This is a genomic window from Erwinia sp. 2186, assembly GCF_057812255.1.
Map to the genome: position 1 here is coordinate 1,998,878 of NZ_CM173824.1, position 14,362 is coordinate 2,013,239.

Below are 14,362 nucleotides of genomic sequence, written 5' to 3' on the forward strand. Positions count from 1 at the left end.
CGTCTGCTTTCTGGCAATAAAAAACGGGGCGAATAATCGCCCCGTTTTGTTTTCCGTTATGCCGCTTAGCCAATGGTCATCAGGCTGGCATTGCCGCCGGCTGCGGCGGTGTTAACGCTCAGGGAACGCTCGATCAGCAGACGTTCCAGCAGCAGATTGGTTTCCCCGCGCGCAAAGCCCTGTACCGACACAATCGGCCCTTCGCGAGAGGCGACGGTTTCACACACGGTGCGTAACTGATCGGCATCACCGTGATAAATTACCGCGTCAAACGCTTCGCTGGACGCCAGCGGCTGCGCGCGCAGGCTGATGCGTTTCTGCACCTCGGCAGGCAGGGATTTCAGCAATGCGCGGTGCAGCTCATCATCGCTCCAGATCGCCTGGCTACCCACGGCAGTCACCCCAGCCAGCTGGATCAGCGCATCCTGCTCATTATCCGCCAGGCACAGGACATGCTCTCTTGGCAGCAGCGCAAAGGTGTTGCGCTCGCCCGTTGGGCCCGGCAGCAGGCGGACGGTGCCGCCCTGACCCAGCTCGGCAAAGCGAGCGCAGCAGGCCGCAAGTTCCGGTTTGTCTTTCGCCCATTCGGTCAGCGCCTGGTGGGCGGCTAACAGCGTGGGACGCAGGGCCGCATCGACCGGACGTTCGCCATCCTGACGATCGAGGGTAACGCGCAGCGCGCCGTCCGGGCGGTGTGATAACAGACGATAGAGATACAGCGGGCCACCGGCTTTCGGTCCGGTGCCGGATAACCCTTCGCCGCCAAATGGCTGAACCCCAACCACCGCGCCAACCATATTACGGTTAACGTAGAGGTTGCCAACGCGGGCATGGTTGGTGACCTGAAGGATGGTCTCATCAATACGCGTGTGCACACCCAGCGTCAGGCCGTAACCCGAGGCATTGATCTGCTCAATCACCTGCGGCAGGGAACTGCGCGCGTAGCGCACCACGTGCAGCACCGGGCCAAACACTTCTTTATCGAGGTCGCTGACGCTGCCGAGTTCAATCAGCGTTGGCTGGATAAAGGTTCCGCTCTGCCACTCTTTGCTGTCTTCCTGGCTGGCGAAGGCGGCCTGATAAACGGTCATGCCTTTGCTGCGCATGCTCTGTATATGACGTTCGATGTTCTCGCGGGCTTCGGCATCAATCACCGGACCGATATCGGTGGACAGGCGTTCAGGATTGCCCATCCGGCACTCGGCCATTGCCCCACGCAGCATCTTCAGCGTTTGGTCAGCCACATCGTCCTGAATGCACAGCAGACGCAGCGCGGAACAGCGCTGTCCGGCACTGTCAAAGGCCGAGGCGACAATATCAATCACCACCTGCTCGGTCAGCGCGGAGGAGTCGACGATCATCGCATTCATCCCGCCGGTTTCGGCGATTAACGGCGTCGGGCGGCCTTGTGGATCGAGACGACCGGCCAGATTGCGCTGCAGTAAGGTGGCGACGGCGGTAGAGCCGGTAAACATCACGCCACGGACGCGCGCATCGCCCGTCAGCTGCGCACCGACGGTTTCCCCCAGGCCAGGCAGCAGTTGCAGCGCGCCGACCGGCACGCCCGCTTCATGCAGCAGCGCCACGGCTTCGGCCGCCACTAACGGCGTCTGTTCCGCCGGTTTCGCCAGCACGCTGTTGCCGGCGGCTAACGCTGCCGCAATCTGTCCGGTGAAGATCGCCAGCGGGAAGTTCCACGGGCTGATACAGACCACCGGACCCAGCGGGCGGTGGGTTTCATTATCAAAGTCATCACGCACCTGGCCGGCGTAGTAATGCAGGAAGTCGACCGCTTCACGCACTTCGGCAATGGCGTTGCTGAAGGTTTTACCGGCTTCACGCACCAGGATCCCCAGCAGGCGCTGCATCTGGCCTTCCATCAGGATCGCCGCGCGTTCCAGAATGGCGGCTCGCTCCTGCGGCGGCGTGGCGAACCAGATTGGGCCTGCACGGGTGGCCGCATCCAGCGCAACCGACACTTCGGCTTCGCTGGCATGACGAACGTAACCGACGATATCGGTCGGCTCTGCCGGGTTAATCACCGGCAGCGATTCACCGGCTTCCAGCTCGCCGTCAATCATTGGCGCAGCCTGCCACGGCTGGATCGCACTGTTCAGCAAGGCGCTGGAAAGCGACGCCAGGCGATGTTCGTTGGCCATGTCCAGTCCGGCGGAGTTCTGACGCTTCTTGCCATACAGATCGCGCGGCAGCGGAATCTTCGGATGCGGTAAGCCAATCGCCCCTTCAACCCGCGCCATTTTCTCCACTTCTTCCACCGGATCGGCCACCAGATCTTCAATCGGCAGGGTGTTATCGGCGATGCGGTTAACAAAGGAGGTGTTGGCGCCATTTTCCAGCAGACGACGAACCAGATAGGCCAGCAGGGTTTCGTGGGTGCCCACCGGCGCATAGATACGGCAGGGACGGTTTAACTTGCCGTCCGCCACTTTGCCTACCACCTGTTCGTACAGCGGTTCGCCCATGCCATGCAGGCACTGGAACTCATACTGGCCAGGATAGTAGTTGTTGCCCGCCAGCTGGTAGATCGCTGCCAGCGTGTGGGCGTTATGGGTGGCAAACTGCGGGTAAATCAGATTTGGCACCGCCAGCAGTTTGCGGGCGCAGGCCAGATACGAAATATCGGTGTACACCTTGCGGGTGTATACCGGATAGCCTTCCAGACCGTCGACCTGGGCGCGCTTAATTTCGCTGTCCCAGTAAGCGCCTTTCACCAGGCGGATCATCAGGCGGCGACGGCTGCGTTGCGCCATATCGATCAGCGAATCGATCACAAACGGACAGCGCTTCATATACGCCTGAATCACAAAGCCAATGCCGTTCCAGCCTTCCAGCTCCGGTTCAAAGCAGAGTTTTTCCAGCAGATCCAGCGACAGCTCCAGGCGGTCAGCTTCTTCTGCATCGATATTGATGCCGATGTCATAAGAGCGGGCCAGCAGCGTCAGCGATTTAAGGATCGGGTACAGCTCGGTCATCACGCGCTCGTACTGCGCGCGGCTGTAACGCGGGTGCAGGGCGGAGAGCTTGATCGAAATGCCCGGACCTTCGTAAATACCGCGACCGTTGGAGGCTTTACCGATGGCGTGAATCGCCTGCTGATAGGACTGCAGATAGGCTTTGGCATCCTGCGCGGTCAGCGCCGCTTCGCCGAGCATATCGTAAGAGTAGCGGAAGCCTTTCTCTTCCAGCTTGCGGGCGTTGGCCAGCGCTTCGGCAATGGTTTCACCGGTGACAAACTGTTCGCCCATCAACCGCATCGCCATGTCCACCCCTTTGCGGATTAGCGGTTCGCCACTTTTACCGATAATGCGGTTCAGCGAGCGGGAGAGGTTGGCTTCGTTATGGGTGGACACCAGACGGCCGGTAAACAGCAGTCCCCAGGTGGCCGCATTGACGAACAGAGACGGGCTGCGGCCGAGGTGTGAATGCCAGTTGCCGTTGCTGATTTTGTCGCGAATTAACGCGTCACGGGTCGGTTTATCAGGAATGCGCAGCAAGGCTTCGGCCAGACACATTAACGCCACGCCTTCCTGCGAGGAGAGTGAGAACTCCTGCAGCAGGCTTTGCACCATGCCAGCGCGTCCGGTTGCACCTTTCTGGTGCCGAAGCTTCTCCGCCAGCTGATGGGCGAGGCGATAGGTTTGCTGTGCCAGCGGCAGCGGTAAACGCGCCTGTTCCAGCATCATCGGCACGGCTTCCGTCTCTGGCCGACGCCATGCGGAGGTGATGGCGGCGCGGTTTACCGACTGCGGCAGAATATGTTCCGCAAATTGCAGGAACGGCTGGCGTTGCTCGTCTGCCGGGGCTTCATCGGTTTCCTGGGTCACCGTCTGCAGCGGGATCTCAGGCAGGGCATGGCCACTTTCCAGCTGCTCAAGATAGTTAAAAATCGCCTGCTTGATCAGCCAGTGTGGGGTGCGGTCAATCTGGCCTGCCGCCAGCTTAATGCGCTCGCGCGTGGCTTCATCCAGCTTCACGCCCATGGTAGTTGTGCCCATGCCTGAGAACTCCTTAAAAAATAATGACAATGTTGGCAAGCAATATCACTGAAGTTGCAACTTTGTGCAACCGTGTTAAATGTGACGCCGTTTGCAGAGTTTGAAACCGATTATTTAAAAGCGGCATGGATATTGCTGCAAGAATCCGGCCAAGGTTGAAAGTGACCGATTTCCCTGGGCTGTATGGGGGTTTAGTACAGGTGCAACCGGTTAAAATGTGATCCAGTGCAACCTGTTAAAACTCCGCCTGTGACGAAGGGTGAAATTGCTGTAACTGCTGTGTTAAATCGTTTGTGCGTCAAAGCGGTTTACGGCAGGATACCCCGCGCTGAGCCAGGGAGGTAGCGCCGCGACGTTCCAGCGGTGACTACGGATAGCTCCAGTGGTTGTGCATAAACAATTATAAGTGGAGAACCTGAATGACTCTGAGTACACCAATGATGGTGACCTTTTGTGTTTATATCCTCGGCATGGTGCTGATAGGTTTTATTGCATACCGGTCTACAAAAAACTTCGATGATTACATCCTCGGCGGTCGCAGTCTGGGTAGCGTGGTCACCGCGCTGTCGGCGGGCGCATCGGATATGAGCGGCTGGCTGTTGATGGGGTTGCCGGGTGCCATTTTCCTGTCGGGCATCTCAGAAAGCTGGATTGCCATCGGCCTGACCATCGGCGCCTACCTTAACTGGAAAATTGTCGCGGGCCGTCTGCGCGTGCAGACCGAGCATCACGATAACGCCTTAACCCTGCCAGACTTCTTCTCCAGTCGCTTCGAGGACAAAAGCAAAATGCTGCGGGTGATCTCAGCGCTGGTGATCCTGGTGTTCTTCACTATCTATTGTGCTTCTGGCGTGGTTGCCGGTGCGCGACTGTTCGAAAGCACCTTCGGCATGAGTTATGAAACCGCGCTGTGGGCCGGTGCTGCGGCCACCATCATCTATACCTTCGTTGGCGGCTTCCTCGCCGTCAGCTGGACCGATACCGTACAGGCCAGCCTGATGTTCTTCGCGCTGATCCTGACGCCGGTGATGGTGATTTTCGCCGTCGGCGGTCTGAGCGATTCGCTTAAGGTGATTGAAGCGAAGAGTATCGAAAACCTCGATATGCTGAAGAACTTGAACTTTGTCGCGGTGATTTCGCTGCTGGGTTGGGGACTGGGCTACTTCGGGCAACCGCATATTCTGGCGCGCTTTATGGCGGCCGATTCCCACCGCTCAATCCGCAGTGCACGCCGCATCGGCATGATCTGGATGATCCTGTGTCTGGGTGGGGCGGTTGCAGTGGGCTTCTTCGGCATCGCGTATTTCCAGAACCATCCGGAGCAGGCCGTGGGCGTATCTGAAAACGGCGAGCGCATCTTTATTGAGCTGGCGCGTATTCTGTTTAACCCGTGGATTGCCGGTATCCTGCTCTCCGCTATCCTGGCGGCGGTGATGTCGACCCTGAGCTGTCAGCTGCTGGTGTGTTCAAGCGCACTGACGGAAGATTTGTACAAAAACTTCCTGCGCAAAAACGCCACTCAGCGTGAGCTGGTGTGGGTAGGGCGTTTGATGGTTCTGCTGGTGGCGGTGATCGCCATTGCGCTGGCCTCGAACCCGGAGAACCGCGTGTTAGGACTGGTAAGCTACGCCTGGGCGGGCTTCGGTGCGGCGTTTGGTCCGGTGGTGCTGTTGTCGCTGATTTGGAAGCGTATGACCCGTAACGGCGCGCTGGCAGGCATGATTATCGGTGCGGCAACCGTACTGATCTGGAAACAGTACGGCTGGCTGGATCTGTATGAAATCATCCCTGGCTTCCTGTTCGCCAGCCTGGCAATTTGGATCGTCAGCCTGATGGGCCGCGAGCCAAGCGCTGCGGCACAGCAACGTTTCGAAGCAGCAGAAATCGAATACAACACCAAATAAGTCAGCGTTTACCACCGGGCGTCGCACTGACGCCCGGTCGGTTGACTGCCGTTGACTCTTCGCACGCCCCGTTTGTATCCGCTACAGCACCGCCGCGCCCCTTCTCGCAGATTGCGAAAATACCCACGATGCCTCTTGTTTTTTCGTTGCCGATAATGATAATCGATATCGTTTTGATTTACGTTTCTTTACCGCAACTGAAATTCTTTCACACTCGAGGGTGTAGGCATGTTTGTTCCATTTCTCATCATGTTACGCGAAGGCCTGGAAGCCGCGCTGATTGTCAGCCTGATCGCCAGTTACCTGAAGCGTACCCATCGCAGTGAATGGTTTGGCGCAATGTGGGTGGGCGTGTTTGTTGCCGCCGCACTCTGCCTTGGCGTTGGCTACTTTATCAACGAAACCACCGGCGAATTCCCGCAGAAAGAGCAGGAGCTGTTTGAAGGGATCGTGGCCGTGGTGGCCGTGTGTATCCTGACCTACATGGTGTTCTGGATGCGCAAAGTGTCCCGCAACGTGAAGGCCCAACTGGAAGATGCCGTGGACAATGCGTTGCAGAAGGGCAAAAGCAGCGGCTGGGCGCTGATTATGATGGTGTTCCTGGCGGTTGCCCGTGAAGGCCTCGAATCGGTGTTTTTCCTGCTCGCGGCGTTCCAGCAGGATGTGGGCATTGGTCCACCGTTGGGCGCCATACTGGGCCTGGCGACCGCGATTATCCTCGGCATGCTGATCTACTGGGGCGGCGTGCGTCTTAACCTGGCGACCTTCTTCAAGTGGACCAGCCTGTTTATCCTGTTTGTGGCCGCCGGTCTGGCCGCCGGTGCAATCCGCGCCTTCCACGAAGCCGGACTGTGGAATCATTTCCAGGACATCGCCTTTGATATGAGTAATACGCTCTCCACCAGCACCCTTATCGGTACGCTGCTGGAAGGGATGTTGGGCTACCAGGAAACGCCAAGCGTCAGCGAAGTGGCGGTCTGGTTTATCTATTTAGTTCCTGCGCTGCTGCTGTTCTTTATGCCAGTGCGTCCACAGGCTACGGCAGTGCGTACCACACGCTAAGCCTTTGTCCGCGCCTGTTTTGCAGGCGCGTAACTTTTTCACAGGGATTTACTATGACTCTTCGTTTTCGCCAGCACGCGCTGAATGCTGCGCTCGTGACTTTGCTGACCGGTTCTGCCGCTGCGATGGCCGCTGATATTCCGCAGGTTAAAATCAGCGTGAATGACAAACAGTGTGATCCAATGAACGTCACGGTGAACGCGGGTAAAACCCAGTTCATCATCCAGAACAACAGCCAGAAAGGGCTGGAGTGGGAGATCCTGAAGGGGGTGATGGTGGTCGAAGAGCGTGAAAATATCGCGCCTGGCTTTACCCAGAAGCTGACGGCGAATCTGGAAGCCGGTGAATATGACCTGACCTGCGGCCTGTTAAGCAACCCGAAAGGCAAGCTGATCGTCAAGGGCACTAATGCGCCTTCTGACGGAAAGCCGGACGTGATGCAGTTGGTCGGACCGATTGCTGAATACAAAACCTACGTCACCAAAGAAGTGGTGGAACTGGTTGCCGGCACCAAAGCCTTTACCGATGCGGTGAAAGCGGGCGATATCGAAAAAGCCAAAGCGCTGTACGCACCAACCCGCCGTCATTACGAGCGCATCGAACCGATTGCCGAACTGTTCTCTGACCTGGATGGCAGCATCGACGCCCGTGAAGACGATTTCGAGAAGAAAGCGGAAGATCCTAAGTTCACCGGTTTCCACCGCATCGAGAAAGCACTGTGGGGCGATAAGAGCACCAAAGGCATGGAGTCCTTTGCGACTCAGCTGAACACCGACGTGTTGGATCTGCAGAAGCGCATTGACGAGCTGGCCTTCCCGCCAAGCAAAGTAGTTGGCGGTGCGGCGGGTCTGATTGAAGAAGTGGCCTCCAGCAAAATCTCCGGCGAAGAAGATCGTTACAGCCGCACTGACCTGTGGGATTTCCAGGCTAACGTTGACGGCGCGCAGAAAATTGTTAACCTGCTCCGTCCAATGCTGCAGAAGGCCGATGCGCCTCTGCTGGCGAAAATCGATGCGAACTTCAAGAAAGTGGACGGCATCTTGTCAAAATACCGGACCAAAGACGGTTACGAATCTTATGACAAGCTGACTGACGCTGACCGCAATGCAATGAAAGGCCCGATCACCACACTGGCGGAAGACCTTGCTAAGCTGCGCGGAACGCTGGGACTGGATTAATCGTAAATGGCAAAATCTGTGGATGACGCGGCACTGCCGTCGCGTCGTCGTTTATTAAAAGGCATGGGCATCCTTGGGGGTGCCTTTGCTGTAAGTGGTGGCTGTCCGGTGCATGCGGCACCGGATGATAAATCCTTCTCGCCAGGCGCCTTGTCGCCTTCAGCAAGACAGGAGGCACAGCCGTTTTATGGCCTGCATCAGGCGGGCGTAACCACACCTCAACAGGCTGCGATGATGATCGTAGCCTTTGACGTTTTGGCGACCGACAAAGCGGATTTGCAACGGTTGTTCCGCTTGCTCAACGATCGCATTGCCTTCCTGACCAAAGGCGGCAAAGCGCCGCTGGTGACCAATCCACGCTTACCGCCAATGGATTCCGGCATTCTGGGAGATGATATTTACCCGGATAATCTGACCATTACGGTGTCGGTGGGGCATTCACTGTTTGACGAGCGCTATGGGTTACAGGCGCAGAAGCCGGTGAAATTACAGGCGATGACGCGTTTTCCTAACGATGCGTTGGATGCCCGTCTGTGTCACGGCGATCTGCTGCTGCAAATCTGTGCCAACACCAATGACACGGTGATCCATGCCCTGCGCGATATCATCAAGCATTCGCCGGATCTGCTTAGCGTGCGTTGGCGTCGTGAAGGTTTTATCTCTGACCATGCTGCGCGCAGCAAGGGCAAGGAGACGCCAATCAATCTGTTGGGCTTCAAGGACGGTACGGCGAATCCGGATACCACCAACCAGCCGCTGATGGACTCGATTCTGTGGGTCACCGCCGGGCAGGGCGAACCGGCCTGGACCGTGGGCGGCAGCTATCAGGCGGCGAGGATAATCCAGTTCCACGTTGAGTTCTGGGACCGCACGCCACTGCGCGAGCAGGAGACGATCTTTGGTCGCGTGAAGCACAGCGGTGCGCCGTTAGGGATGCAGAACGAGCATGATGTGCCTGACTATGCCAGCGATCCTGATGGCAACGTCACGCCGCTGGATGCCCATATACGTCTGGCAAATCCCCGTACGCCTGAAACGCAGAGCAATTTAATGCTGCGTCGCGGCTACAGCTATTCGGCGGGGGTATCAAACGCGGGTCAGCTGGAAATGGGCCTGTTGTTCGTTTGTTATCAGCATGATTTAGAAAAAGGTTTTCTCAGCGTGCAAAAAAGGCTGAACGGTGAAGCCCTCGAGGAATATATCAAGCCGATTGGCGGGGGATATTTCTTTGTGCTACCCGGTGTCCGGGATGATAAGCATTATCTTGGGCAGTCTTTGCTGGAAGCCTGATAGTTTCATTAAAGAACCTTCTGCTTCGTTGTGAAGCGGGAGGTTATTTTTTAATCAGTTATTTTTTTCACCCCTTTTTACTCCTCCCAGTGCATTTATCGATTCAGAAAAACCCGTAAGAAAAATCCATCTCGTTGAATTGCATCGTTATTTAATTTCTCACAGCCAGGGTGCGGGCTATTAACCGATAAAATGTTACGTCAGACGTAAAATAGATGTTGCATTGATCCTGAGATCTGTAGCACCTTATTAACAGCGGGTGTTTAAAGTGTTGACATGTCCACCACGGAGATCGCGAATGGTAAAGTGTTGTAACGGACAGATGTACCATAAACAAAGTTTCGCGGCTCCATGCGAGGGCGCTACTCCCGCTTCAACTTTCTCTTCTCTCTTATATTCTAACGGCCAACTTCTTTCTTTTTCAAACCGGTGCACAGCTGCGCTCAAACACGGCTATGCGCTAACACAATGGCCAGACAAGGCTTAAAAGGAAGCCACCGAAACCTCTAAAGCGTTCACGTAATCGCATCGATTTGCAGGTGCGGGAAATGAAACCAACTGTAAGGTGCCACTATGGGAAGACAGAAAGCAGTGATCAAAGCGCGTCGTGAAGCAAAACGTGTGCTTCGTAGCGATTCACGCAGTCACCGTCAGCGTGAAGAAGAATCGGTCACCTCGCTGGTGCAGATGGGTGGGTTAGAGTCAATTGGCATGGCGCGTGATACCCGTGACCATTCCCCGATTGAAGCCCGAAATGAAGCTCAGGCGCACTATCTTAAAGCCATAGAAAGCAAACAACTGATCTTTGCCACAGGCGAAGCCGGTTGCGGTAAAACCTGGATCAGCGCAGCGAAAGCGGCTGAGGCCCTGATTCATAAGGATGTTGACAGGATTATTGTTACGCGTCCGGTGTTGCAGGCGGATGAGGATTTGGGATTCCTCCCTGGAGATATCTCAGAAAAATTCGCTCCGTACTTCCGGCCAGTGTATGACGTTCTGGTTAAACGTCTGGGCTCTTCCTTTATGCAGTATTGTCTGCGTCCCGAAATTGGCAAAGTGGAGATCGCTCCCTTCGCTTATATGCGTGGACGAACGTTTGAAAATGCCGTGGTGATCCTTGATGAGGCGCAAAACGTCACCGCCGCCCAGATGAAGATGTTTCTGACACGCCTTGGGGAAAACGTCACCGTGATTGTGAACGGCGATATCACACAGTGTGATTTGCCGTCCCATGTGAAGTCGGGTCTCAGCGATGCGCTATCTCGCTTCGAGGACGACGACATGGTCAGCGTGGTGCGTTTCGAGAAAGAAGATTGCGTACGTTCACAGCTCTGCCAGCGTACGCTTCTCGCTTACGGCTAAGAATCTGACTAGCTGAACCGAGCCCGGATGAAAGTCCGGGCTTTTTTATGCAAAAAAAAGTCTGAACGTAAGTTCAGACTCTTCTTTGAATATGGTGGTGAGAGAGGGGGATCACGAGGCACATCCCTGTGCCTCGCCCTTTGGGCAGCAGAGCTGTGCAAAACGGCTGTCCTGCCGTTTTGTCGAACCCTGTCGAGGCTTCTCACCCCTCTCTCCTGAATTTTATGCAAAAAAAAGTCTGAACGTAAGTTCAGACTCTTCTTTGAATATGGTGGTGAGAGAGGGGTTCGAACCCTCGATACGTTGCCGTATACACACTTTCCAGGCGTGCTCCTTCAGCCACTCGGACACCTCACCATATTTTTACTGCTGCGTCCCAGAGGGGCGACGGGGCGCTACTATAGGCAGTCGCAGGGAAGCGGTCAAGCAGAATTTTCTTTGCTTCTATCAGCTTATCCTCAATCCACTCACTGATTTATCCAGAAAGTTCACAAAAATCAGGTCATAAAACTGACATCAACTAAACACAAAAATGTCATGGTTGTGTCGCAGACTGGCTCCCTGAAATGTTTAGCAAAACTTACTCATGGAGCCTTGAGTTTATGAACGTTAAAAGCCTGTTTACCCTGTCTTTGGTTGCCTCTGTTATCTCTTCCTCCGCCATCGCCGATATCGCCACTTACACCCGGGCCGCGCAGGGCGATATCACCCAGCCTGGCGGTGCCCGTCGCTTGACCGGCGACCAGACCGACGCGCTGAAAGCCTCGCTGAACAGCAATAAAGCCAAAAACGTGATCCTGTTGATTGGCGATGGCATGGGCGACTCTGAAATTACCGCAGCACGTAACTATGCAGAGGGCGCGGGCGGCTTTTTTAAAGGGATTGATGCGCTGCCGCTAACCGGGCAATACACGCATTACGCGCTGGACAAGAAAACCCATAAACCGGATTACGTCACTGACTCTGCCGCATCAGCCACCGCGTGGAGCACCGGGGTGAAATCGTATAACGGCGCAATCGGCGTGGACGTTAACGGCAACGATCACCCAACCATTATGGAAATGGCGAAAGCGGCGGGTAAAGCAACGGGCAACGTCTCAACTGCTGAGCTGGAAGATGCGACGCCAGCGGCGCAGATCGCCCATGTCACATCGCGTAAGTGTTATGGCCCGGAAAAAACCAGCGAGCTATGCGCCAGTAATGCGTTAGAAAAAGGCGGCAGGGGATCGATTGCTGAGCAGCTGCTGAATGCCCGTGCGGATGTGACGTTCGGCGGCGGCGGTAAAACCTTCAGCGAAACCGCGAAAGCCGGCGAGTGGCAGGGCAAGACGCTGGAAGAGCAGGCTAAGCTGCGGGGTTATCAGTGGGTCAGCGATCTTAACGGCTTGACGGACATTACCGAAGCGAATCAGGACAAACCGGTGTTAGGTCTGTTTGCTCAGGGCAACATGCCGGTGCGTTGGAAAGGGCCGAAAGCGACCTGGCACGGCAACGGTGAAGACAAGGCGATAAGTTGTGAAGTGAATGCCGAACGTCCGGCAACCACGCCGACGTTGGCGCAGATGACCGACAAAGCAATTGCGTTGTTGAGCAAGGACCAGAATGGCTTTTTCCTGCAGGTTGAAGGCGCGTCGATAGATAAGCAGGATCACGCTGCCAACCCATGTGGTCAGATTGGTGAGACGGTCGATCTGGACGAGGCGGTACAGAAGGCGCTGGAGTTTGCCCGTAAAGACGGTAACACGCTGGTGATTGTGACGGCTGACCATGCGCACTCCAGCCAGATCGTTGCCAACGACAGCAAAGCGCCTGGCCTGACGCAAACGCTGAAGACCAAAGAGGGGGGTTTTATGACCCTCAGTTACGGCAATTCTGAGGAGGATTCTCAGGGCCACACCGGCACGCAATTGCGTATTGCTGCTTACGGTCCGCATGCGGCTAACGTTGTCGGGCTGACCGATCAGACCGATCTGTTCTACACGCTGAAATCGGCGATGGAAATCCAGTAACTTTTTCTGGTTAGCCTGGGGGAGCTTCGCTAAGCTGAATCAGCGACTCCCTTCAGGAATAATGTCATGCGGCAGAGCTTGTTACGTGTACGCGATGGTCAGGGCGCCACCGTGTCGTTTTCTGAATTACTGTTCGATCTGATTTACGTCTTCGCCGTTACCCAACTTTCCCACTATTTGCTGCATCATCTGACGCTGGTCGGCGCGTTGCAGACGCTGTTGCTGTGGTTTGCCGTCTGGCTGGCCTGGCAATATACCGCCTGGATCACCAACTGGTTCGATCCGGAAACCCGGCAAATCCGTCTGTTGTTGTTCGCCATTATGTTGCTGGGGCTGTTTGCATCTTCAGCCTTGCCTGAAGCCTTTGGCGAAAGGGGATTGGTGTTTGCCTTATTCTACATTGCGATGCAGGTTGGCCGTGCGGCGGTGACGTTGTTCTGGTTGCCGGACAATCATCTGTTACAACGTAACTTTCAGCGCATCTTAGGCTGGATGGTGATTTCCGCGGTGTTTTGGCTGATTGGCGGTGTTGTAGAGGGGAATGGGCGGATGGTGTGGTGGGCGATCGCCATTGCCTGTACCTACATTTCGCCGATGATAGGTTTCTGGTTGCCGGTGTTAGGGCGTTCAAATACGTCAAGCGAGTGGACGATTGAGGGCCATCATCTGGCGGAGCGCAGTCAGCTGTTTGTGATTGTGGCGTTGGGGGAGACCATTCTGATCACTGGTGCGACATTGAGTGAGCTGGAGCGTTGGGATGCGCCGGTGATCATTGCCTCATTAGTGGCATTTCTTGGCAGTCTGGCGATGTGGTGGGTCTATTTTGACACCAGCAGTAAAGCGGGCAGTCATGCGATCCAGCAGTCGGAAAACCCGGGACAAATGGGGGCCTGTTATCATTATGTGCATGTGGTATTGGTCGGGGCGATTATCGTTTGTGCGGTGGCGAACGAGTTGGTGATCGTCCATCCCGACGGGCATATGGATGCCAGCGCAATAGCGGTTTTGTTATTGGGTCCCGCCGCCTATCTGGCCGCCAACGGCATTTATAAAACGATGGTGTACCGGCGTTTCCCGCTTTCGCACATTGCCGGGTTAGTGGCTCTGTTGGCGCTGTTACCGGTTTGTTTTATCACCGACAGGCTGATGATTAACGGATTAACAACAGTGGTGATGATCGCCGTCGCCGGATGGGAAAGCATATCGCGGGGGAAGGGAGTGGCTTAAGGTCAACACCGCGTTGGGTGGTAGGGCGGAGGTCAACACCGGGTTGGGTGGTAGGGCGCCGGCACAGAGCGCCTTATCCGAGACGCCGTGAATCCATCCCTGGAGGCTTGGCTGCGGCATCCCTGCCGCAGACACTCGGCTAAGGCGCTCTGAGCCGCCACCTTATAGCATTGGTGTCGATGGGTGGACTGGTGGACGCACAAATCAAAGGAATGCATCGAAGAGGGTTTTGACCTGTGTGTCCACAATCAAGCATTCGATACTGAAGCTTAGGGGAAGGGAGAGAAGGTTGATAAGCAAAGCATCGGCGACAG

Annotated in this window: 8 protein-coding genes and 1 tRNA gene; 7 read left to right on the plus strand and 2 right to left on the minus strand. The window is 55.8% G+C overall.

The genetic code is table 11. The features are described from left to right. Positions 1-65: 65 nt before the first annotated feature. The gene (gene putA, locus ACXKZG_RS09200) at positions 66-4,016 is read right to left on the minus strand and encodes a trifunctional transcriptional regulator/proline dehydrogenase/L-glutamate gamma-semialdehyde dehydrogenase (RefSeq protein ID WP_488876063.1); all 3,951 of its coding nucleotides are present in this window, start codon (positions 4,014-4,016) and stop codon (positions 66-68) included. A 419-nt stretch (positions 4,017-4,435) separates the two neighbouring features. On the opposite strand from putA, the gene putP reads away from it, so the two are divergent. The 5 genes from putP (at position 4,436) to phoH (ending at position 10,812) form a co-directional block, all read left to right on the plus strand. Then, positions 4,436-5,920 carry a sodium/proline symporter PutP gene (gene putP / locus ACXKZG_RS09205; RefSeq protein ID WP_151037150.1) on the plus strand — a complete coding sequence of 495 codons (1,485 nt, stop codon included), beginning with the start codon at positions 4,436-4,438 and terminating at the stop codon, positions 5,918-5,920. A gap of 228 nt (positions 5,921-6,148) precedes the next feature. Further along, entirely contained in the window at positions 6,149-6,982 is an 834-nt protein-coding gene (efeU, locus tag ACXKZG_RS09210) for an iron uptake transporter permease EfeU (RefSeq protein ID WP_013202642.1), read from the plus strand. A 53-nt stretch (positions 6,983-7,035) separates the two neighbouring features. After that, a complete protein-coding gene (gene efeO / locus ACXKZG_RS09215) occupies positions 7,036-8,160 on the plus strand; it encodes an iron uptake system protein EfeO (RefSeq protein ID WP_013202641.1) in 1,125 nt (374 codons plus the stop codon). A gap of 6 nt (positions 8,161-8,166) precedes the next feature. Beyond that, positions 8,167-9,450 carry an iron uptake transporter deferrochelatase/peroxidase subunit gene (gene efeB / locus ACXKZG_RS09220; protein ID WP_488876064.1) on the plus strand — a complete coding sequence of 428 codons (1,284 nt, stop codon included), beginning with the start codon at positions 8,167-8,169 and terminating at the stop codon, positions 9,448-9,450. A gap of 573 nt (positions 9,451-10,023) precedes the next feature. Next, positions 10,024-10,812: a phosphate starvation-inducible protein PhoH gene (gene phoH, locus ACXKZG_RS09225; RefSeq protein ID WP_013202639.1), complete on the plus strand. Its 789-nt coding sequence runs from the start codon at positions 10,024-10,026 to the stop codon at positions 10,810-10,812. A gap of 269 nt (positions 10,813-11,081) precedes the next feature. On the opposite strand, the gene ACXKZG_RS09230 is transcribed toward phoH, so the two are convergent. Further along, positions 11,082-11,169, minus strand: a tRNA-Ser gene (locus ACXKZG_RS09230). A 245-nt stretch (positions 11,170-11,414) separates the two neighbouring features. Between ACXKZG_RS09230 and phoA the strand changes: the two genes are divergently transcribed. Both phoA and ACXKZG_RS09240 read left to right on the plus strand, forming a co-directional pair. After that, positions 11,415-12,821 (plus strand): alkaline phosphatase, encoded by a 1,407-nt coding sequence (gene phoA / locus ACXKZG_RS09235; protein ID WP_488876065.1) that lies wholly within the window; start codon positions 11,415-11,417, stop codon positions 12,819-12,821. A 66-nt stretch (positions 12,822-12,887) separates the two neighbouring features. After that, positions 12,888-14,048: a low temperature requirement protein A gene (locus ACXKZG_RS09240; protein ID WP_488876066.1), complete on the plus strand. Its 1,161-nt coding sequence runs from the start codon at positions 12,888-12,890 to the stop codon at positions 14,046-14,048. Positions 14,049-14,362 lie beyond the last annotated feature (314 nt).

What these genes read in the sequence shown, in the direction of transcription:
- putA (WP_488876063.1), bottom strand. Translation starts at nt 4,016, where the DNA reads ATGGGCACAACTACCATGGGCGTGAAGCTGGATGAAGCCACGCGCGAG.
- putP (WP_151037150.1), top strand. Translation starts at nt 4,436, where the DNA reads ATGACTCTGAGTACACCAATGATGGTGACCTTTTGTGTTTATATCCTC.
- efeU (WP_013202642.1), top strand. Translation starts at nt 6,149, where the DNA reads ATGTTTGTTCCATTTCTCATCATGTTACGCGAAGGCCTGGAAGCCGCG.
- efeO (WP_013202641.1), top strand. Translation starts at nt 7,036, where the DNA reads ATGACTCTTCGTTTTCGCCAGCACGCGCTGAATGCTGCGCTCGTGACT.
- efeB (WP_488876064.1), top strand. Translation starts at nt 8,167, where the DNA reads ATGGCAAAATCTGTGGATGACGCGGCACTGCCGTCGCGTCGTCGTTTA.
- phoH (WP_013202639.1), top strand. Translation starts at nt 10,024, where the DNA reads ATGGGAAGACAGAAAGCAGTGATCAAAGCGCGTCGTGAAGCAAAACGT.
- phoA (WP_488876065.1), top strand. Translation starts at nt 11,415, where the DNA reads ATGAACGTTAAAAGCCTGTTTACCCTGTCTTTGGTTGCCTCTGTTATC.
- ACXKZG_RS09240 (WP_488876066.1), top strand. Translation starts at nt 12,888, where the DNA reads ATGCGGCAGAGCTTGTTACGTGTACGCGATGGTCAGGGCGCCACCGTG.